Here is a 22,237-nt window from a genome sequence, read left to right on the forward strand (position 1 = left end):
CATTTCCTGTCGGTCTATGAGGCCGCGACCAGTGTCTTGCAAAGCCCCGAGGATTACGCCCGGCTGACAACGGCCGTGCTGGAGGAAAGCGCCGCCAATGGCGTGGTGTACGGCGAAACCTTTCTCTCGCCCGATTTCTGCGGCGGCGGCGATATTGGCGCGTGGCGCGAATATCTGCTGGCGATCCGCGAGGCGGCCGAGGCGGCGGACCGGACGCATGGCATCACGCTGCGCGGCATCATCACTTGCATCCGCCATTTCGGGCCTGAGCGCGCGCGGCCCATTGCGCAATGCGCCGCCGATACGGCGGGCGATTGGCTGGTGGGATTCGGGATGGCGGGCGACGAATTGATCGGCCAGCCCGGCGATTACAAATGGGCCTTTGACTGCGCGCGCGAGGCGGGATTGCGCATCACCGTGCATGCGGGCGAATGGGGGGGTGCGGCCTCGGTGCGCGATGCGCTCGACCAACTCAACCCCGAACGCATCGGGCATGGGGTGCAGGCGATCGAGGATCTCGCCCTTGTCGACCGGCTGGCCGAAGATGGTATCGTGCTGGAATGCTGCCCCGGCTCCAACGTGGTCTTGGGCGTGTTCAAGGATTGGAAAAGCCATCCCATCGAGCGGTTGCGCGAGCGTGGGGTCAAGGTCACGGTTTCCACCGATGATCCGCCCTTTTTCGGCATCACCATGACCTCGGATTACGAAAACCTGAACCGGCATTTCGGCTGGGATGAAGAGATCTTCGCCGAAGTTAACAAGACGGCTCTGGACGCGGCCTTTTGCGATCCGGCCACCAAGACATTCATCGCCAAAAGACTGGAAAGGCCCCAAGCATGACCGCGCATCTGACCATCGTCGATCACCCGCTTGTGCAACACAAGCTGACCTTGATGCGCGAGGCTGATACCTCGACTAAATCCTTCCGGCAACTCTTGCGCGAGATTAGCCTGTTGTTGGCCTATGAGGTCACGCGCGCCTTGCCGATGACGACCAAGCAGATCGATACGCCGCTCTGCCCGATGAGCGCGCCGATCATCGAGGGCAAGAAACTTGCGCTGGTGTCGATCTTGCGGGCGGGCAACGGGCTGCTCGACGGGATTTTGGAACTGGTGCCGAATGCGCGGGTGGGTTTCGTCGGGCTTTACCGCGACCCCCAGACGCTGGAACCGGTGCAATACTACTTCAAGGTGCCCGATGCGCTGCAAGATCGGCTGACTATCGTCGTCGATCCGATGCTGGCGACCGGCAATTCCTCGGTGGCGGCGATCGATCTTTTGAAACAGGCGGGGGCCAATAATATCCGCTTCCTGTGCCTCTTGGCCGCCCCCGAAGGTGTGGCCCGCATGAAGGCAGCGCATCCCGATGTGCCCATCGTGACAGCATCGCTCGACAGCCATCTCAATGACCACGGATACATCGTTCCGGGACTAGGTGATGCGGGTGATCGCATGTTCGGTACAAAATGATGCATTCTTGACTTTACTTGCCCACCCCCTTGCGCCACTCTGGCGGCGTAGCAAACGTGGGGGTTTGCATGTATGTGATGCGACGACTTTTGGTCGCTGCCATGGTGGCTGCGGCCTTCATGGCCGGCGGTAGCGCGGCCTTGGCCCAAGGTGTGCCGGCGGAGATTCCCTCTGCCAGCTTCAGGGGCGATCAATATGTGGATAGCCGTGGATGCGCCTTCGTGCGTGTCGGCGTGGGAAACAACATCCAATGGGTGCCGCGCGTTGGCCGCGATAGGCGACAGCTCTGTGGGCTGGCGCCATCGGGCGGGGCAAATGCGTCGCGCGTGGCGGCGACTGCGCCGCGCAACCAACCCGGTGTCACCGTGATTGGCGGCGCCGCGACTGCGGGTGCAGCGGTGCGCACGGCACCAGCGGTGCGCACAGCCACCAGCGCCACCGTTGCGCCGCGCCCGGTGATCATCGCACCGCCGGTGCCCGCCGCGCCCGCGTTGCGCAGTGTCGGAACACAGCCGCGCCCACCCGCCGCGCAGCCACGGCGCGTGGCCACCACGCCGCGCCCCATGCCGCCAGCAGCCTCGGGCGCATGCACCAACCTACCAGCCGATATTCGGGGCTATTTCGCGGGCGCTGATCCACGCTGCGGACCGCAAGCGGTGCATCCCGGTGATGCGGCGCGCGGGGTCGACCGCACCAGCGCGCTGGGCGGCACGGCCCAGCCTGCGATCCGTCAATTGGTGCGCTATCAGGTCAACCCGCCCGCGGGCTACCGCGCGGCATGGGATGATGGGCGGCTCAACCCCTATCGCGGCCTGTCGGTCGCGGGCGGTCAGCGTCAGATGGAGCAGGTCTGGACCAACTCCTTGCCGCGGCGTCTGGTTGGCACGCCGGCCCGTGGGCTGAATGGTCTTTTGTCGCGTGATGCGCGCGACGCAGGGCCTGCCACGCTGGTGCCTGCGCATGTCGTCATCGTGCGGCCCTGATCGACGGGGCCGCCTATCTGCTACAGATATTTTGTAGGCTGACCCAGTCGGCATCGCTGATCAGGGTGCCTGCGCTGTTGTCTGGCGAAGGGCTGGCGCCCTGCAATTCCGGCGCAGCGACCGCCGCGCCATAGGGGCGGGGGTCAAGTCGCGCTGCGTCAAAGTGCGGGCGCAAGTCCGCCCCTGAAATGGGGCCGGTTTCGCGAGACAAAAGCGCAATCGCATGCGCCTGTAACACGGCGCGATCAAGCTGGCCCGTCGTCAAGAGGCGCAAGGTCGCCATCAGTCCCGCATCGTGCAAAAGCCGCAGCATCGGATCGCTGGCGTCGCGCCGGATGGTTTCGGCCAAGATGAAACCTGCCACGACTTCGGGCGTGTCATGATCTTCCAAAAGTGCTGCGTTGAGCACGATGATATTGCCGGGCAAGGCAAGGGTGGCTGGCGTGGCCGAAGGCAACACCGCCAGCCGCGGCGCTGCATCGGGTAGAACCCGCCGCGACAAGCGCGTCAAAGCGCCCGATCCGGCGACGGGGCTACATACCGGGCCGGTCAGCCGCCCGATCTCGTGCAGCAATTGCTGACCGATCGCTTCTTGCCCCGCTGGGGGCAAGACCGAAACCGTCTGACGGATCAAGGCGCTTGGCATCCAAAAGAGCGCCCCGGCGAGCATGGCCACGCCAAGGCTTGCCCCGATCCAGAGCCTGAGGCGCCCGGGATGCGGGCGGCGTCGCTCGATGGCTGCACGCAGCTTTTCGATCGCCTCGATCATGTCACGATCATCGATTTCCAACCGCTCTTCGGCCTGTTCGCCTGGCGCGTAAAGGGCGGGGCGTTTGCCGGGATTCAGCCGCATGATCGCAGGCAGGGACCAATGGGTGCGCGCGACCTCGGCGGGGGTGGCGATGATCAGGGTCGCATTGCCCAATGAAACCAGCACCTCGCAACGCTGCGCATCGGGCCCTTCGCGCCATAGGCCCGTCGCCTCGAGGCGGCTGTATTGTTCAAGCGCTGTCATGCGGGCGCACTGCTCATTCTTCTTTTGCGCGCAGCATAGCTTGAGAGCGCCGACTTCTCAACGACCGATAGCGATCACAACGCCGCCGCGATCTTGCGCAGTTCGAACTTCTGGATCTTGCCGGTCGAGGTCTTGGGAAGATCTTGGAACACCACGCGTTTGGGTGTCTTGAAGCCTGCAAGCCTTTGGCGAACAAAGGCGATGATGTCTTGCTCGGTCGCGCTGGCCCCTTCCTTGAGTTCGAGAAAGGCACAAGGCACCTCGCCCCATGTCGCATCGGGTTTGGCCACCACCGCCGAGAGAAGCACGGCGGGGTGCTGCATCAACACCCCCTCCACCTCGACCGACGAGACATTCTCGCCACCCGAAATGATGATGTCCTTGGCCCGGTCGGCGATCTGGACGTAAGTGTCGGCGTGCTGGCGCGCGATGTCGCCGGTGTGGAAGTAGCCGCCCGAGAATGCCTCTTCCGTCGCGGCCGGGTTCTTGTAATAGCCCTTCATCACCGAATTGCCGCGCATCATGATCTCGCCCAAGGCGGCGCTGTCCATCGGGATTTGTGCCATCGTCTCGGGGTCCATCACGGTGATATGGTCCATATTCGGCATCGGCACGCCCTGACGCGCCTTGACATCGGCGCGCGCGTCACCTTGCAGGTGATCCCATTCCCCATCCTTGAAGGTGCATTCGGTCGCGGGGCCATAGGTCTCGGTCAGGCCATAGACCTGCGTGATGTTGAACCCCATCGTTTCGATGGCGGCCAAGGTCGCGGGGGCGGGCGGCGCACCGGCGGTGAAGACCTCGACCGTATGCGCGAATGCGCGGCGCTCAGTGGCTTTGGCGTTCACCAGCATGTTCAGCACGATGGGCGCGCCGCCGAAATGGGTCACACCCTCATCGGCGATGGTGTCATAGATGGCCTTGGCCGTGATGTCGCGGCAACAGACGGTGGTGCCGCCCACGGCAGGCATGGTCCAGACATGGCACCAGTTGTTGCAGTGAAACAGCGGCACGATGGTCAGGTAACGCGGATACAGCGTCATTCGCCATGAAATCGGCGTACCCATGGTGATGAGGTACGCGCCCCGATGGTGATAGACCACGCCCTTGGGCCGCCCGGTGGTGCCCGAGGTGTAGTTGAGTGCAAGGCTTTCCCATTCATCGACCGGCATGATCCAGTCGAAGTCAGGGTCACCCTCGGCCAAGAGCGCCTCATAGGTCAGGTGACGGCCCGAGGCATGATAACCTGCCGCTGCATCGGTCACCTCGACGATGAGGGGGGCAGGGCCGGATTGCGCCTTGATCGCTTCCTCGACCACGCCAAGGAACTGGGTATCAACCAGCACAACCTTGGCCTCGCCATGATCGAGGATATAGCTGATCGTGCCGATATCCAGGCGGGTATTGATCGAATTCAGCACCGCGCCACAGGCGGGCACGCCCCAATGCGCCTCGACATGGGGGGCGGTGTTGGGCAAGACCGCTGCCACCACATCGCCGGGGGCCACGCCACGCCCGGCCAGACCCGAGGCGAGGCGGCTGACGCGGACGAAAAGCTCGGCGTAGCTGGCGCGATAGCCCCGGTCGATCAGCGCGGTGCGGTCGGTGAAGATGCGGTTCGCGCGGACCAGATGCGACAGCGGCGTCAAAGCGACGTAATTGGCCGCGCGCTTTTCCAAGCCCGCCTCATCCTTCATCCAGCCCATCGGCCACCCTCCAATTCAAGCGCAATAATATGATCCATCAAATGGGCCAACGCGCAAGAAAAGGAAAGGGGGCGCACCAGTCATACCGCGCCTTTCCCCCGTCTGCGCGCAGGGATAGGGTCGCGCGACAGCCGCAGCGGGGAGGGGTGCGATGATCGGGATCGAGGGGCCGTTGAAGGTCGTGGCGCATGTGCATCGCGCGACCGCCGCACCGGGGGACCCCGCGCCTTATGCGGGCGAGGACAGCTTCACCTTTCTGCGGGTACGGATCACCGATGCAGATGGCGTTTCAGGCGATGGCTTTACCGGGCGCTTTTGTGTGGCCGAGGTGGCGCATCTTCTGAACGGCGCGGTGGCCGAGGCTTTGGCGTGCCCCGGCCCCTTGCCCGATCTGGCGCGCCAGTTGAACCCGCGCGCGATGACGGGGGTGGTGGTGTCGGCGCTGTCGGCGCTCGACGTGGCGCTGTGGGATCTGGCGGGCAAGCGCGCAGGCCAAAGCGTGGCGGCGATGCTTGGGGCAGTACGGCCCGCCGCGCCGGTGCATGTGACCTGCGGCTTTCCCGCGCTGGAAATCGATGCGCTGGTGCGTGTCTGCGCCGACGAGGTTCTTGGCGGCGCACAGGGCGTAAAGGTTCTGGTGGCCGCCAAGGGGCGCGGCGTGGATGAGGATCTGATGCGGCTTCGTGCAGTGCGTGCCGCCATCGGGCCCAAGGCGGAACTGATCGCCGATGCCAATTGCGGTTGGGATTTGGAGGCAGCAATTGAGTTTGCCCGCAAGGCCGAGGCGCTGGACCTGGCATGGCTTGAAGAGCCGGTGATCGCCAATGACCGCCGCGCGTTGGCCTTGCTGGCGGCGGTGGCGCCCATGCCCTTGGGTGCGGGCCAGATGGAACAAAGTGCCGACCGCTTCGACCTTTTGGCCGAGGCAGGGGTGCAGGTGATTCAGCCCAACGCGGTTTTCGCGGGCGGGATCGGTGCGGCGGTGGCTGCTGCGCGGGGTGCGTTAAGTCACGGGCTTTCGGTCTCGCCGGCGGGGGGCTGGGATCTGGTCAACCTACAGTGGATGTGCGGCGCGATGGGGGCAGGGGCGGTGGAACTGCACCGCGCACAGGCCCGCATCGCACGGCTTTTGACCGACACCCCACCCCAAATGGCGGGCGGGATGCTGGCTGTATCCGATGCGCCGGGCTTGGGGCTTTGCCCGGATGAGGCGGCACTGGCCGCCTGTAAGATCGGCTAGCGCTTTTTCACCCCCACATCTCAGGCCGCTTGTGATTTCGTCCCGAAACGCCCGTAAAAGCTTTGGCCTTTTTCGCCCATCTCGCGCAGCAAATCGGGGCAGGCAAAACGCGGCCCATGCGTGGCGGCCAAGGCGTCGCAGCGCTCCGCGGCATAGGGCGTGCCCAGCATGTCCACCCATGAGAACGGCCCGCCCGACCACGGCGCAAAGCCCCAGCCAAGGATCGCGCCCACATCGCCCTCGCGGATATCGGTCAAGACGCCCTGTTCCAGCGCGCGCATGGCCTCTAACGTCTGGATGAACATCAGACGATGCTGGACATCCACCAGATCGGGCTGCTCTGCAGCCACCGGGTATTGTGCAGCCAAGCCATCCCATAGCCCCGTGCGCTTGCCTGCCGCGTCATAGGCGTAAAAGCCCGCGTTGGATTTGCGACCCATCCGCCCTTGACCCGCCATCCAGAACAGCACGGCGTCAACGGCGTCATCGGGGTAGTCCGCCCCCATCGCGGCCTTGGTCGCCTTGGCGATCTTGACGCCCAGATCGATCGAGGTCTCATCGACCAGTTGCAGCGGCCCAAGTGGCATGCCCATCAGCTTGGCCGCATTCTCGATCAGCGCGGGTTCCACGCCCTCGGCCACCATTCGGATGCCTTCGTTGATATAGGGGATGATGCAGCGGTTGGCGTAGAAGAAGCGCGCATCATGGACCACGATAGGCGTCTTGCGGATCTGGCGCACGAAATCGAGCGCCTTGGCCACGGCCCGGTCGCCCGTCTTGGCCCCACGAATGATCTCGACCAGCGCCATCTTGTCGACAGGGCTGAAGAAATGGATGCCGATGAATTGCGCGGGGCGGTCGCTGGCCTTGGCCAATTCCCCGATGGGCAGCGTCGAGGTGTTGGTGGCAAAGATGCAGTCGGGGCCGACTGCGGCCAGAACCTTGCGCGTCACCTCGGCCTTCACGCCCACATCCTCGAACACCGCCTCGACGATCAGGTCGCACCCTGCAAGGGCCGCGTAATCGGTGGTGGCGTTGATGCGTCCCAGCACTTGCGCCTTTTTCTCGGGGCTGACCTTGCCACGCTTCATCCCCTTGTCGAGGATGCCTTCCGCATGGGCGCGGCCACGCTCTGCGGTCTCTGGCGTTGCGTCGATCAGCACCACCTCGATGCCGGCATTGGCGCTGACATAGGCGATGCCCGCCCCCATCATGCCCGCCCCGATCACGCCGAGCTTCGTCACCTTTTCATCGGGTAGGGCAGGGCGGTTCGCGCCCTTTTCCAGCGCCTCCTTGTTCAGAAACAGCGAGCGGATCATCGCGCTCGAGGAGGGGTGCATCAGGATATGGGTGAACCAGCGCGCCTCGATCTTCAGCGCCGTGTCGAAATCGACCAGCGCACCCTCATAGACCGCGCTGAGCAAGGCCTTGGCAGCGGGATAGACCCCCTTGGTCTTGCCGTTGATCATGGCGCTGGCGCCCACAAAGGTCATGAAGCCCGCCGGGTGATAGGGCGCGCCGCCGGGCATCTTCCAGCCCTTCTGGTCCCATGGCTTGACGATCTCGGCATCGGTGGCGGACAGCACCCATTCCTTGGCCCGCGCGAGCAGCGCATCAGGTGCCACCACCTCGTCGATCAGCCCCGCCGCCTTGGCGGATTTCGGGTCGAGCATCTTGCCCTCGAGCAGCACGGGGGCCGCCGCCATCGCGCCCACCATGCGGGAATAGCGCGTCGTGCCGCCGCCGCCGGGAAACAGCCCCACAAGGATTTCGGGCAGGCCGATCTTGGCCTTTGGGTTGTCGGCCATGAAGCGGCGGTGACAGGCGAGCGCAATTTCGGTGCCGATGCCTGCACAGGTGCCGGTGATAGCGACGGCCACGGGCTTGCCGCCCTTGTTGGTCTTCGGGTCCAGCCCCGCGCGCTCGAGCTTTCTCAGTACGCGGTGCCCACCCATGGTGAAATCAAAAAGCGCCTTGGCCGGATCATCGCCCGCCTCAGCCGAGATGGTGGCCAGTGTGTTGAGGTCCATGCCGCCCGCGAATGTCTCCTTGCCCGAGGTCAGCACGATACCTTTAACCGCAGGATCACCCAGCGCGTCATCGACCAGTTGATCGACCAAGGCATAGGCCTCGCGCGTCAGCACGTTCATCGAACGCGCCTTGACGTCCCAAGTGATGACGGCGACGCCGTCTGCGCCTTTTTCCATCGTGAAATCGGTCATGTGGCCGTTATCCTTCTGTTCGGGTCGCGCTTGGGATCATGTCCCAACCGTCGCGGGGTCGTGCCGGTCCGATGCGGGGCCGGGCGGGTTCAAAAGCGGGATGTCGCGTTGGGTGGTCGTCGCATCCAGACGACCGCAGAGCCAGTTTCCATTGCGCAAGACCAGCGTCATACGCGTCACGTAGGGGGCAAGCAGATATGCCTGCCCCGTGCGGATATGGGTCAAGTGGGCCCCCTCGATCGCCATGCCGTCGGCCAAGAGCCGCGCTTGCGTGCAGACACGGTAGAATTGCTTGACCCCGGATTGCCGAAGATGGGCCCGAAAACCCATCGCCGATGCGATCAGATCGCTCGGGCCATCGAAGTGGCGATCATCATCAAGCATGTTGATCCGATGCGGATAGGCCATCATGGCCCCCAACCTTGCATGATCCTCGGCCCAAAAGGCCGCGTCGCAGCGATCGATCCAGTCTTGATAGATCCGGCTGGCCGCATCTGCATTGACCGGAAGATCGCGCCGCGCGCGTGCGGTTTTGGGGCCGACCACGGCCAGATCGCGATTTTGCACCTCGCAATCGAGGTCATAGCATTTCCAAAGCCCATCTTCGAAGCGGATGAACTGGCGCGAGGTGTAGGGGGCGCGGGCATGACTGCCACCGCGCATGATATGGGTGATATGCTGGCCCGCGATGATGCGGCTCTCGGCATCGACAAGCTGCGCGTCGGTCGCGATCCGATGGTATTCCGAGACATTCATCCGGTCCATGTCGTCGCGCAATTCCTGCATCATCTGCAAGGCCTCGTCATGGCCTGTCAGCGTGATCCGCGCATCCGTGGTGCGCAATTGCGTGGGCAAGGCCAACAATGTCATCAATCGCGTCCAATCCCGTTTCCAAAATGCCCGCCCGACGGCGTCAATCTGCGCCTGGTAGATGGCGAGCGGATTCAGCAGCCCGTCTTTCGGATCGATGCGACCGCTCATCTTGTACCGCCGCCACCGACAGCGGTCCGCACCGCACGCCCTTTTCGCCGCAAAATCATCATCAGTCCTCAACTCACTCGTTACGCACGACAAGGTCGTCCTACATCCGTTCGATGATCGTCGCCGCCCCCATTCCCGAAGCGACGCACAAGGTGGCAAGGCCCGTGCCCTTGCCTGTCCGTTCCAATTCATCGAGCAGCGTGCCGATGATCATCGCGCCTGTCGCGCCAAGCGGGTGGCCCATGGCGATCGCCCCACCATTGACGTTGACGCGGTCATGATCGACATCGAAAGCCTGCATGAAGCGCATGACCACCGCCGAGAAGGCTTCGTTCACCTCGAACAGGTCGATATCGGAAATCGCCATCCCGCTATCGGCGAGGATTTTCTCGGTCACCGGCACGGGGCCGGTTAGCATGATGGTCGGGTCCGTCCCGATCTTGGCCGTGGCGCGGATGCGCGCGCGCGGCTTGAGGCCATGGGCCTTGCCGAATTCCGCATTGCCGATCAGCAACGCCGCCGCTCCATCGACGATCCCGCTGGAATTGCCGGCATGGTGGATATGGTCGATCCGCTCCAGGTGCGGGTATTTCATCAGCGCGATCTGATCGAAGCCGGGCATCATCTCGCCCATCTCCTTGAAGGCGGGCTTGAGTGCGCCCAAGCTTTGCATATCGGTGCCGGGGCGCATGTATTCATCGTGATCGAGGATCGTCAGCCCGTTGATATCGGTGACCGGCACGATGGATTTGCCAAAGCGCCCCTCGGCCCAAGCCGTGGCTGCACGGGCTTGGCTGGCCACGGCCATCTGGTCGGCATCATCGCGTGAAAATCCATATTCAGTCGCGATGATATCGGCGCTGATCCCTTGGGGAACGAAATAGCTGTCCATCGCGATGGAGGGATCGACGGCGATGGCCGCACCGTCGCTGCCCATCGGCACGCGGCCCATCATCTCGACGCCACCCGCGATATATGCAGCACCCGCGCCGCCGCGCACTTGGTTGGCGGCGATATTCACCGCCTCCATCCCGCTTGCGCAGAAGCGGTTGATCGACAGGCCCGGAATACGCTCATCAAGCTCCGAGGCCAGCACAGCGGTGCGCGCAAGACAGCCGCCCTGTTCCATCACTTGCGTGACATTGCCCCAGATCACATCCTCGACCGCGTGACCGGCCAGATCGTTGCGGTCTTTCAGCGCGTTCAGCATCACTGCCGAAAGACGGGCCGCCGTCACCTCGTGCAGCGCGCCATCGCGGCGGCCCTTGCCGCGCGGCGAGCGGATCGCGTCGTAGATATAGGCCTCGGTCATTGATCGTCTCTCCGGTCAGCTTGCGGGAAAGGCCCGCGTCATCAGATCATAGGGATGCGCCCAGCCGGGCTGGGCTGCGATGCGGGTCAACCATGCATCGATGGCAGGATATTCGGCGCGGTCGAATTGGAAAGTCTCGGGGTAGTAGAGGTAGCCACAGCACGACAAATCGGCGCAAGTCACGCTATCGCCCACCAGCCAGTCGCGCCCGACCAATTCACCCTCCAGCACGGCGAGCGCAGCTTTCACTCTACCAGCCAGAAAACCGATCACCTCGGCGGGGCGTTTGTCTTCGGGCAAGAAATTCATCAAGAACCGCAACGGCCCGGCTTGGCCCGAGACCTTTTGATTGTCGAAGATCGTCCAGCGCAGGATCTCGCGCCGTGTGGCCTTTGAGCCGTCACCGCAAAGCTTGCCGGTCTCATCCATGATCCAATCTTGGATAACGCCCGATTGCGTCAAGATCAGCCTATCGGCATCGAGTACTGGCACCTCGCCCATCGGGTTGATCGCGCGAAACGCCGGGCTGCGCGCTTCGCCTGCGAAGAAATCAACATGGCGCGCGGTCCAATCCACCCCGGCCAGTTGCAAGGCGATGGCCGCCTTGTAGGCGTTCCCGGATTCGCCGAAGCAGTAGAGTGTGTTGGTCATCGCGTCCTCCCAGACATTGCGCATGTGGCGCGAGTGTCACGCGTATTTTCGGAAAGGTGAAGGCTCATAACATTTTGTTAAGGTTAACCCGCCAAGCTCGGCGCACGGTACAGGCTGGCGAGCCGATGACCGTGAAAGGCGAAGGCCCCCTGTCCGACCGTGCCGCGCGTCTCGGTGTCCGGACATCGCTGACGAACACTCGGCCGGGCAGGGGCCCGATCCTTCCCCTTCATCTTTCCAAAAATACGCATTGCCAACGTGCCCGCCACGCGGCCCGGCCAAGGTGCAAGGCAAGTGCATCATGACTTGCGATCCTCCAGTTCGGCGTTGAACAGCCGTAGCCGCGCGACCAACTTTTCCTCGTTGATCACGCTGCCCCAGTTCTCGAAGAGAAAGGAGAGGAACTCACCATCATCAAGCCCCGCCTCGACGGCCAAGGCGCGCAGTTTGCGGTAGCCATCCTCGCTCATCGCGATATTGGGCCGGCGGGTCAGTCTCAGACGTTTGGGCATCTTGCTCCTCCCGATATCGACACAGTCACGCTTCAGAAATTCGCCGCTTCCAGCGCCATGACCGGGTCCGCCCCCGCTTGGATGCGCGCCAGATGCGTGGCGGTCATCGGCAATTGACGGGTCATGTAGAACCGAGCCGTGACCAGCTTGGTTTGGTGGAACACCGGGTCATCCGTACCCGCCGCCAGCGCATCATGCGAGGCCCGCGCCATCTTGGCCCACATCAGCCCAAGGCAGACATGGCCGAAAAGATGCATGAAATCATAGCTGCCCGCGAGCGCGGCATTAGGGTTTTTCATGCCCTCGGCCATGAAATACATCGCTGCTGTCTGAAGATCCTTTGAGGCGCGCTTGAGCGGCTCGATGAAGTCGGCCATCCCCTCGGCCTCGGCATTTTCCTTGCAGAAACCTTTGACCAGATCGAAGAAGGCCATGACATGCTTGCCGCCATCTTGGGCCAGCTTGCGCCCCACGAGGTCAAGCGCCTGCACGCCGTTGGCACCTTCATAGATCATGGCGATCCGTGCGTCGCGGGCGAATTGGGACATGCCCCATTCTTCGATATAGCCATGCCCGCCATAGATCTGCTGGGCCTGCACCGTCATCTCGAAGCCCTTGTCGGTCAAGAACCCCTTGATCACCGGTGTCATCAGCGAGACCAGCCCATCGGCATCCTTGTCGCCCTTGCGATGCGCCGCGTCGATCAGCGTGGCCCCCCAGAGCAGAAAGGCACGCGCGCCTTCGGCGAAGCTTTTCTGCTCCATCAGGTTGCGGCGGATATCGGGATGCACGATCAGCGGGTCGGCGGGGCCATCGGGGTTTTTCACACCTGTCACATCGCGCCCCTGCAAGCGGTCCTTGGCATAGGCCAGCGCATTTTGAAACGCGATCTCTGCCTGTGCCAGCCCTTGCATGCCGACGCCAAGGCGGGCCTCGTTCATCATGGTGAACATGGCGCGCATGCCCTTATGCGCCTCGCCCAAAAGATAGCCGGTCGCCCCGTCGTAATTCATCACGCAGGTGGCGTTGCCATGGATGCCCATCTTTTCTTCGATCTTGCCGCATGACACGCCATTGCGCGCCCCAAGGCTGCCGTCTTCATTCACGAGGAATTTCGGCACGATGAATAGCGAGACGCCCTTGATCCCCTCCGGCCCGCCGGGGATCTTGGCCAAGACCAGATGCACGATGTTCTCGGCCATGTCGTGTTCACCGGCCGAGATGAAGATCTTCTGGCCCGTCACCTTGTAGCTGCCATCGGCCTGCGGTTCGGCCTTGGTGCGCATCAGACCCAGATCGGTGCCGCAATGGGGCTCGGTCAGGTTCATTGTGCCGGTCCAGTCACAGGCGACCATCTTGGGCAGATAGGTGGCTTTCTGGTCCTCGCTGCCATGCGCGAGAATGGCCGAGGCCGCGCCATGTGTCAGGCCTTGATACATGGTAAAGGCTTGATTGGACGCCGAGAAATATTCGCCCACCGCCGTGCCCATCACATAAGGCAGGCCTTGGCCGCCGAACTCTTCGGGCATGTCGATGCCGGGCCAGCCGTTTTCCTTCATCTGGGCGAAAGCATCTTTGAAGCCGGGCGGCGTGTAGACCACACCGTTCTCCATCTTGCAGCCCACCGTATCCCCTACCGGGTTCAGCGGCGCGAGAACCTCTGACGCGATCTTGCCGGCCTCATCCAAGATCGCGGCGGTGAAGTCGCGGTCCAGATCGCCATAGCCGGGAATGTCGCTTGCGGCGATGTCGAGCACATCATGCAGCACATATTGCATGTCTTTGCTGGGGGCGGTGTAGCTGGGCATGGTGAGGGCTCCCGATGGTTGGTGGGTGCGGAACTGGTCAGGTTATTGGGCGGCGCGTTGCGGGGTGCCGACGGTCGCAAGCATTTCTTCCACAAGGCCCATCTGCGATTTCAGGTCGTAGATGGCGACGTCCAACTCTGCGCGCTGGCGTTCCATGTCCTGTAGGCGGTCGCGCGCGATATCGAGCGTCCGGCTCAGCTGTGTGGCCTGCTGGTCGCCGACATAATAGAGGTCGAGCAGCTGGCGGATTTCCTCGAGGCTGAAGCCAAACCGCTTGCCGCGTAAGATCAGCTTGAGTCGGGCGCGATCGCGCTTTGAAAACAAACGCTTCTGGCCGATGCGGGCCGGAAAGAGCAGCTCTTTTTGTTCATAGAAACGCAATGTGCGCGGCGTTACCGCGAAAGCATCGCACATCTCGCGTATCGTCATTTCATCTGCGGTCATGTGTGGATCGTCCATGTCGAACATCGTTGATCGGCCGCCTCTGGCTATGAGTCGGCACAAGGAGTACACGATAGCATGACGTTGACGTAAAGGCGACGTTGCGTCACTTTCTTTGATGACGGAGCGTCATTTGGGCCCATTCAAAGGATGAGCGCGCTTGCCGTGGGCTGTGGCATCGGCAAGATAGCGCCATGAGTGATCCGTACGCCGTTGTCCCCGTTTCGCTGCCACTGCAGCAAGCCTGCGTTTGTTTGGGTAACCATCAGCGGTCGCGCCCGCCGCGCATCCTCCATCAGTATTGGGATCGCGACCCGCCCGATCAGATCCGTAGGCTTTTGGCGCATTGCGCGAAGGTCTGCGCAGGGGCTGAAGTGATACATCGTGTCTGGGATGCAAAAAGCGGCGCGTCGCTGTTGGCCGACGGCTTTCCCGATATCGTTGTGCGTGCCTATGAGATCGCGCCGCATGCGGCGATGAAAAGCGATATTTTGCGGATGGCTGTCATGCATCGATATGGCGGGGTCTATCTGGATGCCGATATGGCGCTGCGCGCCGAAACGGGGCCGCACCTTTGGCTTTCGTTCACCGACGCGCTCTTGTTCAAGTGGAACCTGCCCGAGCGCAAGAATAGCCCCAATTGGTGCATGGGATTTCAAGCGGGCCATGATCTTGCGTGGAACGCGCTTTTGCACATGTCCAGCCGGATGGTGGCCGCCGTGGAGGCCGATGGGGAAGGGGCGATCAAGCGCGCGCTTGCCTTGGGGCCGGGTGCGCTGACCGAGGCGCTGGGCGGCTGGATCGCAGCCCATGGCGTGGCGGGGATCACTATTCTCGATGTGAGCGAGGCCTATCGCATGGTCCAAAACGGGCCGGAATTGCTCAAGGCACCGCTGGCCTATAAATCCTCACCGCTGCATTGGTTGGTCGCAAGCCTGCGCCCGCGTTAAGCGCGTGCCGTCGCATCGCGCAGGTCGCGCAGCTCGGCGATGATCTCGTCCAACTCGCTGCGGCGCTTTTCCAGTTCGGCCAATTGCGCATCGGCAAGCGCCAGCCATGTCTGGCGTTGGAGCGCGCCTTGCGGGTCGGCGCCATACATCTCGAGCCATTGCCGGATCTGTTCGAGCGAAAAGCCAAACCGCCGCCCGCGCAGGATCAGCGTCATGCGCGCCACCTCGCGCGGGCCATAAAACCGCGCGCGCCCCTCGCGCTCGGGAAAGAGCAGTTCGATATATTCATAATGGCGCAAGGTGCGCGGCGTCACGTCGAAGCGGGCACACATCTGCTTGAAATTCAGCCGTTCCGGCATACGCGACACCCCCCTGATCATGCAGGCCGACATGATTGGGTCACATCATACACGCCTGCGGTCGCGAGCATAGAAAATCGCGATCCATCGCGAAAGCCCTGCATCCCCTTGCGCCGCGCGCCCAGCCGGGGGAGATTGCCGCAAAAGCAAAAGGCGAGACGGGATGATGGACGAAACAAGCGCGGACAAGGCCCGCATCGCGCGCCAATTCATCGAAGCGATCCCGTTCTCGCGCGCGTTGCAGATGCGGCTCGAAGAGATCGGTGAAGGCGTGGCCGTGATCTCGATGCCATGGTCCGAGATGATCGTGGGCGATCCGACATTGTCCGTGGTCCATGGCGGTGCGGTCTCTGCCTTGATGGATACATGCGGTGGTGCGGCCGTGATGAGCCACCCACAGGCGCTGGCCGGGACAGCGACGATCGATCTGCGCATCGATTACATGCGCGCGGCCACCAGCGGTCAACGCATCACCGCAAGGGCGGAATGCTATCACCTGACCCGATCGGTGGCTTTCGTGCGCGCCGAGGCTTGGGACGAGGATCGCACCCGCCCTGTCGCCGCCGCAACAGGTGCTTTCACCGTCGAGCGGATCACGCCGCGCGATGGGGGCAAGTCATGAGATCCCCCCGCCCGCCCGAACCTGTCGCCTTGATCAAGCAACGCCGCGACAGCGCCTTGGCGGCACTTGTGGGCGCTGTGCCCTATATCGGGTTTTTGGGCGTCAGCTTTGATCGGCGCGGCGATGAATTGACCGCCGTATTGGGCTATGATGACAAGCTGATCGGCAACCCGTTGGTGCCTGCGCTGCATGGCGGTGCCATCGCCTCGTTTCTCGAGGTGACTGCGATCATGGAATTGTCGTTCAACATGCTTTGGGATGATGTGGAGCAGGGTCGGATCGATGCCGATAACCTCGGCCCCGCAAACCTGCCGCGCCTGCCCAAGACCATCGATTTCACTGTCGATTACCTACGCAGCGGCCTGCCGCGCGATGCCTATGCGCGGGCGCGGGTGAACCGGCAGGGGCGGCGCTATGCGTCCGTGCATGTCGAGGCTTGGCAAGATCATCGCCAAAGGCTCTTCGCACAGGCCACGGGTCATTTCCTGATGCCGCCGCGCGATGGCTGATACGAGCGACCAAGGCCCGCTCAGCCATGGCCGGGTATTGCGCATCGCGCTGCCCGTGGTGGTGTCGAACGCGACCGTGCCGCTTCTGGGGCTGGTCGATACCGGCGTCATTGGACAGCTGGGCGATCCAGCACCCATTGGCGCCGTGGGGCTGGGTGCGGTGATCGTGACCTCGATCTTCTGGGTATTCGGCTTTTTGCGGATGGGAACAGTTGGTCTGGCCGCGCAAGCCATCGGCGCAGGCGACCGGGCCGAGGTGGCGGCCCTTCTGAGCCGGGTGTTGATTATCGGGGGCTTGGCCGGGCTTGCGCTGATCGCGCTGCAACAGCCGATCATTGCAGCGGCCTTGTGGATTTCGCCCGCATCCACGGCGGTCGAGGGGCTGGTGATCGCCTATCTGGGCATCCGCATCTTTTCGGCACCAGCGGCGATCGCGGGCTATGGCATCACCGGCTGGCTGATCGCGCAAGAACGCACAGGTGCGGTCTTGGCGCTGCAGCTTTGGCAAAACGGGCTCAACATCGCGCTGTCGGCATGGTTCGTGTTGGGGCTGGGGCTGGGTGTGCCGGGGGTGGCGCTGGCCACGCTGATTGCGGAATGGGCGGGGCTGGCGCTGGGCTTGTGGCTGTGCCGGGGGGCGTTCAACCAGCCCGCTTGGCGCGACGGGGCGCGTGTTTTCGACCGGGGACGGCTTTTGCACATGGCGCAGGTCAATGGCGATATCTTGATCCGGTCGGTCTTGTTGATGCTGGGGTTCTCATCCTTTTTGGTGCTCGCGTCCGATTTCGGGGATGTGACGCTCGCGGCCAACCAGGTCTTGATCCAGTTCGTCTATGTCACGGCTTACGCGATGGATGGCTTCGCCTTTGCCGCCGAGGCGCTGGTCGGCCGCGCGATGGGCGCGCGCGCGCGGGCGGGGTTACGCCGCGCGGCGGTCATGACGAGTATCTGGGGCTTGGGGGTCTGCGTGCTGATGGCGGGGGGCTTCGCGATCTGGGGCGGTGCCTTGATCGATCTGATGACAACGGCTGAAGGGGTGCGCGACAGCGCGCGGGCCTATCTGCCATGGATCGTTGCAGGGGTGCTGATCGGTTGGGCCTCGTGGATGCTCGACGGGATATTCATCGGCGCGACGCGCACGGGTGACATGCGCAACATGATGGCGGTCAGTTTTGCAGGCTATGTCGGTATGGTGCTGCTGTTCATGCCGATCTGGGGCAACCACGGGCTTTGGGCGGCGCTGGTGGGGTTCTTCGCCCTGCGCGGTCTGACGCTTGCGCTGCGTTACCCGGCGCTGGAACGCGCCGCGGCGTAGCGCATATTTTTCCGCAGAAATCCGGCGTCAGCTCCAATCGCTGACGCCGCTTCCCGTGACCTCGGACAGATTGGTGATACCCTCGGCCCGCGCCCGCACCTCGAGTCCTCGGGCGATGCGCCCGGCAAGCGAGATGCCGCCATAGACCAACCCGCTATAGAGCTGGACCGCGCTCGCGCCGGCGCGCAGTTTCTCCCAAGCTTGATCGGCGCTGGCCACCCCGCCGACGCCGATCAGCGGGATCGCGCCGCCGGTCAGTTGATAGAGCCGGGCCAGCACCCGCGTCGAACGCTCAAACAGTGGGGCGCCAGATAGCCCGCCCGCCTGTGCCCGATGCGCGCTTGCAAGCCCGTCGCGCGACAAGGTGGTATTGGTGGCAATGATACCCGCGATGCCCGAGGCGAGGGCGACCTCGGCGATCTCTGCCAGCTCCTCATCGCTCAGATCGGGGGCGATCTTGAGAAAGATCGGGATCGGGCGGGCAAGACCCGCGCGGGCGGCCATCACACCTTCCAGCAAGCCTTGCAGTGCCGCGCGCCCCTGTAATTCGCGCAGCCGCTCGGTATTGGGCGAGGAGACATTCACCGTGGCGAAATCCACATGCGCCCCGCAGCGCGCCAAGACGGTCGCGAAATCGGCGGCGCGGTCTGTGCTGTCCTTGTTCGCCCCGAGATTGAGGCCGATTGGCACGGCCGCCGGATAGGCGACGGCAAGGCGTTCGGTGATCGCCTCCATGCCCGCATTGTTGAAGCCGAAACGGTTGATGACCGCCCGATCCGCGGACAGGCGAAACAGCCGTGGCTTGGGGTTGCCGGCCTGTGGGCGCGGCGTGGCAGCGCCGACCTCGAGAAAGCCGAAACCTGCACGCGCTAGCGCCGTGACGGCCTCGGCATTCTTGTCGAAACCCGCAGCCAGCCCCACGGGGTTGGGCAAGCTGAGACCTGCGAGATCGACGCGCAAGATCTCCGAGGTCACCGGCCCCGGTCCCGGCACCAGCCCCGCCTTGAGCGCGGCGATGGCAAGCCCATGCGCGCGTTCAGGATCGAGGCGGTGCATCACCGCAAGGCCAAGGCGTTCGAGCATCTCAGCGCAACTCCGGGAACACATGCGCCCCATCCACCAGCGGCAGGGGCTTGTGCCAGATCACATCGGCCAGCCGCAATGGCGCATAAAGATGCGGGAACAGCGCGCCGCCGCGCGATGGCTCCCATATCAGATCAGGGCCAAGGGCGTCGGCATCGAAGGCCGCAAGGATCAGCCCCTCGACCCCCGCGAAATGGCGCGCAGCCGTTTCGGCAGCTTGTTCGGCGGTCGAGAAATGGATGAAACCATCGGCGATATCGATGGGCGCGCCCTTGGTCTCGCCCGATTGCGAAAGCGCCTCCCACTCGGTCGCGCGAAGAATTTTGTATATGTGCATGCCATTCCCTTGGCGTGATGCCGAAAGCGCGTCAAGTGTGACGCAGCTGTCATGAAGCGGCTTTACCTGCGCTGCAAGGCCCGTAATCTGCGTCGGGTAATCATAAAACGGAGTACTGCCATGAAGACACGTATCTTGGGTACCACCGCCATCATCGCAGCGCTGGCTGTATCCGCGTCAGCGCATGCCGAGACGACCCTGCATATCCTGCATATCAACGATCTGCACAGCCGTATCCAGCCGATCAACCGCTTCGACAGCACGTGTTCGGCCGAGGATGACGCGGCAGGCGAATGTTTCGGTGGCGTGGCGCGGATCGCCACCGCCGTCGATGGCCTGCGCGGCGAACTGGTCGCGGCGGGCGAGAATGTGCTCGTTTTGGATGCAGGCGATCAATATCAGGGCAGCTTGTTCTTCACCACCTATCGCGGTGCCGCGGCGGGGGAGTTCATGGAGGCCATCGGCTTCGACGCCATGGCGCTGGGCAATCACGAGTTCAACAACGGCCCCGAGGGTCTCTTGCCACTGCTCGACGCGGTCAGTTTCCCGGTCTTGTCGGGCAATCTCGATGTCAGCGCCGACCCCGCGCTTGCTGGCCGGGTGCAGGATCATGTCGTTTTGGATGTGAACGGGATGCAGGTCGGCATCATCGCGGCGCTGACGCGCGACACGCAGGAAATCTCGTCGCCCGGGCCGAGCGTGATCTTTCAAGACGAGATCGCCGCCCTGCAGGCCGATGTCGATGCATTGACCGCCCAAGGCGTCGACAAGATCATCGCGCTGACCCATGTGGGCCTGCCTGCCGATATCCGCATCGCCGAGGCCGTGACGGGCATCGATGTGATCGTGGGCGGCCATTCGCACACCTATCTCAGCCAGGATGACCCCGACCGCGACGGCCCCTATCCGCTGTGGATCAGCAATCCGGCGGGTGAATTGGTGCCGATCGTCACCGCCTATGCCTATTCCAAGTATCTGGGGCATTTGACCGTCACCTTCGACGATGCGGGCGCGGTGGTCTATGCCGAGGGCAATACCATGCTGCTCGACGCCTCGGTCACACCTGATGAAACCATCGCCGCCCGCGTGGGCGAGCTTGCCGGTCCGATCGAGGCCGCCATGGCCGAGATGGTGGGAGAGACCAGCGCCTTCATCGAGGGCGACCGCTCGGTCTGTCGCGTGATGGAATGCCCGATGGGCAATCTCGTTGCCGACGCGATGCTTGACCGGGTGCGCGACCAAGGCATCCAGATCGCGATCGCCAATGGCGGGGGCTTGCGCGCCTCGATCGATGAAGGCGAGGTCACGATGGGCGAGGTCTTCACCGTGCTGCCCTTCCAGAACACGCTCGCCACCTTCCAATTGACCGGGGCCGATGTGCTGACAGCCCTCGAAAACGGAGTCAGCCAGGTCGAGGAGGGGGCGGGCCGCTTCCCGCAGGTCTCGGGGTTGCGGTTCGTTTGGAACCCCGCCGCTGATCCCGGCGCGCGCATCGTCTCGGTCGAGGTCGACATGGGCGGAACATGGTCTCCGCTCGACCCGGCGACCGTTTATGGCGTGGTTTCTAACAACTTCATGCGCGGCGGTGGCGATGGCTATCGTGTCTTCGCCAATAACGCGCAGAATGCCTATGATTTCGGCCCCGGTCTGGAAGAGGTCGCGGCCAGCTATCTCGGCCAGAACAGCCCTTATGCTCCCTACACGGACGGGCGGATTTCGACTGCCGAATAAGATCGCATGATCGCAGGACCAGGCCGGTGCGCGCCCCCGCGCGCCGGCCTTTTTCTTGTCAGGCTTTCCGTACAAGGGGGTGGTCGTTATGCTGGGGCCATGTGTGGACGCATGACCATGACCCATCCGACCGAGGCTCTGGCGCGGCTCTTCGATGCCGTGCCCGCCAATGATCTACCGCCCGTGCCGCGCTACAATATCTGTCCCACGCAAGCGGTCGGCGTGATCTGCGCGGGGCAGGGGCGGCGGGTCTTGCGGCCGATGCGCTGGGGCTTCGTGCCGCAGTGGTACAAGACGCCCACCGATGGGCCGCTTTTGATCAATGCGCGCGGCGAAACCATTGCAGAAAAGCCGGCCTTTGCCGCCGCCGTGCGCGCGCGGCGTTGCCTTGTGCCCGCCACGGGGTTTTACGAATGGACACAGGATGAGGCTGGCAACCGCCTGCCGTGGTATTTCACCGCCGCGGATGGGGCGCCGCTGGTCTTTGCGGGTGTCTGGCAGGATTGGGGGCAGGGTGAGGCGGCGCTGCGTGGCGTGGCCATCGTGACGACGGCGGCCTCGGCTTGGATGTCGGACACCCATCACCGTGAACCGGTCTGTCTCACACCCGCCGATTGGGCGCGCTGGCTGGGCGAGACGGGCGAGAAGGCAGCCCCCCTTATGCGACCCGCACCTGATGGGCATTACGCGCGTTGGCGCGTCGATCCCAAGGTGAATTCCAACCGTGCCGAAGGCGAAGGGTTGATCGTTCCCTTTGCCGCCTGAACGCCCTGTGGTCGGTGAAAAAGGGGATGGAGCGGGCGGCGGGAATCGAACCCGCGTCTCTTGCTTGGAAGGCAAGGGTCTTACCATTACACAACGCCCGCAGCGCTGCGCTGTCAGGTAAAGCCCATCGACCCGCCCGTCAAGCTCCCCCTCAGAAGATGAAGTCTGTATTGTCGAGATCGGCGAGGGTGACGCCTGAGAGGAGGATGGAATTGCCGCTGCCGGT

General features: G+C 63.5%; 22 protein-coding genes and 1 tRNA gene. 10 read left to right on the plus strand and 13 right to left on the minus strand.

Annotated features, from left to right (window positions below; genetic code table 11):
- The 3 genes from add to ACTG4J_RS07595 form a co-directional block, all read left to right on the plus strand.
- Positions 1-840, plus strand: an 840-nt coding sequence (gene add, locus ACTG4J_RS07585; protein WP_439138411.1) for an adenosine deaminase, incomplete at its 5' end; no start/stop codon positions are given.
- Positions 837-1,469, plus strand: coding sequence for a uracil phosphoribosyltransferase (upp, locus tag ACTG4J_RS07590; RefSeq protein WP_439138413.1), 633 nt, complete (start codon positions 837-839; stop codon positions 1,467-1,469). The genes add and upp, both read left to right, overlap by 4 nt.
- Before the next feature lie 77 nt (positions 1,470-1,546).
- Positions 1,547-2,452, plus strand: coding sequence for a hypothetical protein (locus tag ACTG4J_RS07595; RefSeq protein WP_439138414.1), 906 nt, complete (start codon positions 1,547-1,549; stop codon positions 2,450-2,452).
- A gap of 13 nt (positions 2,453-2,465) precedes the next feature.
- Here ACTG4J_RS07595 and ACTG4J_RS07600 read toward each other — a convergent pair whose 3' ends face one another.
- Entirely contained in the window at positions 2,466-3,467 is a 1,002-nt protein-coding gene (locus tag ACTG4J_RS07600) for a hypothetical protein (RefSeq protein ID WP_439138416.1), read from the minus strand.
- 74 nt (positions 3,468-3,541) lie between these two features.
- On the minus strand, positions 3,542-5,173 hold the full coding sequence (locus tag ACTG4J_RS07605; protein ID WP_439138418.1) for an AMP-binding protein: 1,632 nt from the start codon (positions 5,171-5,173) through the stop codon (positions 3,542-3,544).
- 151 nt (positions 5,174-5,324) lie between these two features.
- Between ACTG4J_RS07605 and ACTG4J_RS07610 the strand changes: the two genes are divergently transcribed.
- A complete protein-coding gene (locus tag ACTG4J_RS07610) occupies positions 5,325-6,413 on the plus strand; it encodes an enolase C-terminal domain-like protein (RefSeq protein ID WP_439138420.1) in 1,089 nt (362 codons plus the stop codon).
- 20 nt (positions 6,414-6,433) lie between these two features.
- Here the strand turns inward: ACTG4J_RS07610 and ACTG4J_RS07615 are convergent, their stop codons facing one another.
- From ACTG4J_RS07615 to ACTG4J_RS07645, 7 genes are all read right to left on the minus strand, one after another.
- Positions 6,434-8,635 (minus strand): 3-hydroxyacyl-CoA dehydrogenase NAD-binding domain-containing protein, encoded by a 2,202-nt coding sequence (locus tag ACTG4J_RS07615; RefSeq protein WP_439138422.1) that lies wholly within the window; start codon positions 8,633-8,635, stop codon positions 6,434-6,436.
- A gap of 36 nt (positions 8,636-8,671) precedes the next feature.
- Positions 8,672-9,616, minus strand: coding sequence for a nuclear transport factor 2 family protein (locus ACTG4J_RS07620; protein WP_439138424.1), 945 nt, complete (start codon positions 9,614-9,616; stop codon positions 8,672-8,674).
- A gap of 100 nt (positions 9,617-9,716) precedes the next feature.
- Positions 9,717-10,928 carry an acetyl-CoA C-acetyltransferase gene (locus ACTG4J_RS07625; RefSeq protein WP_439138426.1) on the minus strand — a complete coding sequence of 404 codons (1,212 nt, stop codon included), beginning with the start codon at positions 10,926-10,928 and terminating at the stop codon, positions 9,717-9,719.
- 15 nt (positions 10,929-10,943) lie between these two features.
- Positions 10,944-11,579 carry a glutathione S-transferase family protein gene (locus ACTG4J_RS07630; protein ID WP_439138428.1) on the minus strand — a complete coding sequence of 212 codons (636 nt, stop codon included), beginning with the start codon at positions 11,577-11,579 and terminating at the stop codon, positions 10,944-10,946.
- A gap of 299 nt (positions 11,580-11,878) precedes the next feature.
- A complete protein-coding gene (locus ACTG4J_RS07635; RefSeq protein ID WP_439138429.1) occupies positions 11,879-12,091 on the minus strand; it encodes a hypothetical protein in 213 nt (70 codons plus the stop codon).
- 32 nt (positions 12,092-12,123) lie between these two features.
- Positions 12,124-13,899: an acyl-CoA dehydrogenase C-terminal domain-containing protein gene (locus ACTG4J_RS07640; RefSeq protein WP_439138431.1), complete on the minus strand. Its 1,776-nt coding sequence runs from the start codon at positions 13,897-13,899 to the stop codon at positions 12,124-12,126.
- A 42-nt stretch (positions 13,900-13,941) separates the two neighbouring features.
- Positions 13,942-14,343, minus strand: a complete 402-nt coding sequence (locus ACTG4J_RS07645; RefSeq protein ID WP_439138451.1) for a MerR family transcriptional regulator — start codon at positions 14,341-14,343, stop codon at positions 13,942-13,944.
- A 371-nt stretch (positions 14,344-14,714) separates the two neighbouring features.
- Here ACTG4J_RS07645 and ACTG4J_RS07650 point away from each other — a divergent pair, with 371 nt between their 5' ends.
- Positions 14,715-15,290 carry a glycosyltransferase gene (locus ACTG4J_RS07650; RefSeq protein ID WP_439138433.1) on the plus strand — a complete coding sequence of 192 codons (576 nt, stop codon included), beginning with the start codon at positions 14,715-14,717 and terminating at the stop codon, positions 15,288-15,290.
- On the opposite strand, the gene ACTG4J_RS07655 is transcribed toward ACTG4J_RS07650, so the two are convergent.
- Positions 15,287-15,649 (minus strand): MerR family transcriptional regulator, encoded by a 363-nt coding sequence (locus tag ACTG4J_RS07655; protein WP_439138435.1) that lies wholly within the window; start codon positions 15,647-15,649, stop codon positions 15,287-15,289. The genes ACTG4J_RS07650 and ACTG4J_RS07655 overlap by 4 nt on opposite strands.
- A gap of 163 nt (positions 15,650-15,812) precedes the next feature.
- Between ACTG4J_RS07655 and ACTG4J_RS07660 the strand changes: the two genes are divergently transcribed.
- The 3 genes from ACTG4J_RS07660 to ACTG4J_RS07670 are packed head-to-tail and all read left to right on the plus strand — an operon-like array spanning position 15,813 to position 18,095.
- Positions 15,813-16,271, plus strand: coding sequence for a PaaI family thioesterase (locus ACTG4J_RS07660; protein ID WP_439138437.1), 459 nt, complete (start codon positions 15,813-15,815; stop codon positions 16,269-16,271).
- Complete coding sequence (locus ACTG4J_RS07665; protein ID WP_439138439.1) at positions 16,268-16,780, plus strand: PaaI family thioesterase; 513 nt, start codon at positions 16,268-16,270, stop codon at positions 16,778-16,780. Before ACTG4J_RS07660 ends, ACTG4J_RS07665 begins: the two co-directional genes overlap by 4 nt.
- Positions 16,773-18,095: an MATE family efflux transporter gene (locus ACTG4J_RS07670; protein ID WP_439138441.1), complete on the plus strand. Its 1,323-nt coding sequence runs from the start codon at positions 16,773-16,775 to the stop codon at positions 18,093-18,095. The genes ACTG4J_RS07665 and ACTG4J_RS07670 overlap by 8 nt, the downstream gene beginning before the upstream one ends.
- 27 nt (positions 18,096-18,122) lie before the next feature.
- Here ACTG4J_RS07670 and ACTG4J_RS07675 read toward each other — a convergent pair whose 3' ends face one another.
- Entirely contained in the window at positions 18,123-19,178 is a 1,056-nt protein-coding gene (locus ACTG4J_RS07675) for a quinone-dependent dihydroorotate dehydrogenase (RefSeq protein ID WP_439138443.1), read from the minus strand.
- 1 nt (position 19,179) lies between these two features.
- The gene (locus ACTG4J_RS07680) at positions 19,180-19,515 is read right to left on the minus strand and encodes a DUF952 domain-containing protein (RefSeq protein ID WP_439138445.1); all 336 of its coding nucleotides are present in this window, start codon (positions 19,513-19,515) and stop codon (positions 19,180-19,182) included.
- Between the two features lie 120 nt (positions 19,516-19,635).
- On the opposite strand from ACTG4J_RS07680, the gene ACTG4J_RS07685 reads away from it, so the two are divergent.
- Both ACTG4J_RS07685 and ACTG4J_RS07690 read left to right on the plus strand, forming a co-directional pair.
- Positions 19,636-21,246: a bifunctional metallophosphatase/5'-nucleotidase gene (locus ACTG4J_RS07685; RefSeq protein WP_439138447.1), complete on the plus strand. Its 1,611-nt coding sequence runs from the start codon at positions 19,636-19,638 to the stop codon at positions 21,244-21,246.
- 99 nt (positions 21,247-21,345) lie between these two features.
- Positions 21,346-22,011: an SOS response-associated peptidase gene (locus tag ACTG4J_RS07690; RefSeq protein ID WP_439138449.1), complete on the plus strand. Its 666-nt coding sequence runs from the start codon at positions 21,346-21,348 to the stop codon at positions 22,009-22,011.
- 27 nt (positions 22,012-22,038) lie between these two features.
- On the opposite strand, the gene ACTG4J_RS07695 is transcribed toward ACTG4J_RS07690, so the two are convergent.
- Positions 22,039-22,112 (minus strand) — tRNA-Gly (locus tag ACTG4J_RS07695).
- Between the last annotated feature and the right edge of the window lie 125 nt (positions 22,113-22,237).

It is taken from the genome of Roseicyclus sp. (genome assembly GCF_965662675.1).
GTDB lineage: Bacteria > Pseudomonadota > Alphaproteobacteria > Rhodobacterales > Rhodobacteraceae > Roseicyclus.

Bases quoted from the DNA above. Each gene is read 5' to 3' on its own strand.
- upp (WP_439138413.1), top strand. From the start codon at position 837: ATGACCGCGCATCTGACCATCGTCGATCACCCGCTTGTGCAACACAAG.
- ACTG4J_RS07595 (WP_439138414.1), top strand. From the start codon at position 1,547: ATGCGACGACTTTTGGTCGCTGCCATGGTGGCTGCGGCCTTCATGGCC.
- ACTG4J_RS07600 (WP_439138416.1), bottom strand. From the start codon at position 3,467: ATGACAGCGCTTGAACAATACAGCCGCCTCGAGGCGACGGGCCTATGG.
- ACTG4J_RS07605 (WP_439138418.1), bottom strand. From the start codon at position 5,173: ATGGGCTGGATGAAGGATGAGGCGGGCTTGGAAAAGCGCGCGGCCAAT.
- ACTG4J_RS07610 (WP_439138420.1), top strand. From the start codon at position 5,325: ATGATCGGGATCGAGGGGCCGTTGAAGGTCGTGGCGCATGTGCATCGC.
- ACTG4J_RS07615 (WP_439138422.1), bottom strand. From the start codon at position 8,635: ATGACCGATTTCACGATGGAAAAAGGCGCAGACGGCGTCGCCGTCATC.
- ACTG4J_RS07620 (WP_439138424.1), bottom strand. From the start codon at position 9,616: ATGAGCGGTCGCATCGATCCGAAAGACGGGCTGCTGAATCCGCTCGCC.
- ACTG4J_RS07625 (WP_439138426.1), bottom strand. From the start codon at position 10,928: ATGACCGAGGCCTATATCTACGACGCGATCCGCTCGCCGCGCGGCAAG.
- ACTG4J_RS07630 (WP_439138428.1), bottom strand. From the start codon at position 11,579: ATGACCAACACACTCTACTGCTTCGGCGAATCCGGGAACGCCTACAAG.
- ACTG4J_RS07635 (WP_439138429.1), bottom strand. From the start codon at position 12,091: ATGCCCAAACGTCTGAGACTGACCCGCCGGCCCAATATCGCGATGAGC.
- ACTG4J_RS07640 (WP_439138431.1), bottom strand. From the start codon at position 13,899: ATGCCCAGCTACACCGCCCCCAGCAAAGACATGCAATATGTGCTGCAT.
- ACTG4J_RS07645 (WP_439138451.1), bottom strand. From the start codon at position 14,343: ATGACCGCAGATGAAATGACGATACGCGAGATGTGCGATGCTTTCGCG.
- ACTG4J_RS07655 (WP_439138435.1), bottom strand. From the start codon at position 15,649: ATGCCGGAACGGCTGAATTTCAAGCAGATGTGTGCCCGCTTCGACGTG.
- ACTG4J_RS07660 (WP_439138437.1), top strand. From the start codon at position 15,813: ATGATGGACGAAACAAGCGCGGACAAGGCCCGCATCGCGCGCCAATTC.
- ACTG4J_RS07665 (WP_439138439.1), top strand. From the start codon at position 16,268: ATGAGATCCCCCCGCCCGCCCGAACCTGTCGCCTTGATCAAGCAACGC.
- ACTG4J_RS07670 (WP_439138441.1), top strand. From the start codon at position 16,773: ATGGCTGATACGAGCGACCAAGGCCCGCTCAGCCATGGCCGGGTATTG.
- ACTG4J_RS07675 (WP_439138443.1), bottom strand. From the start codon at position 19,178: ATGCTCGAACGCCTTGGCCTTGCGGTGATGCACCGCCTCGATCCTGAA.
- ACTG4J_RS07680 (WP_439138445.1), bottom strand. From the start codon at position 19,515: ATGCACATATACAAAATTCTTCGCGCGACCGAGTGGGAGGCGCTTTCG.
- ACTG4J_RS07685 (WP_439138447.1), top strand. From the start codon at position 19,636: ATGAAGACACGTATCTTGGGTACCACCGCCATCATCGCAGCGCTGGCT.
- ACTG4J_RS07690 (WP_439138449.1), top strand. From the start codon at position 21,346: ATGTGTGGACGCATGACCATGACCCATCCGACCGAGGCTCTGGCGCGG.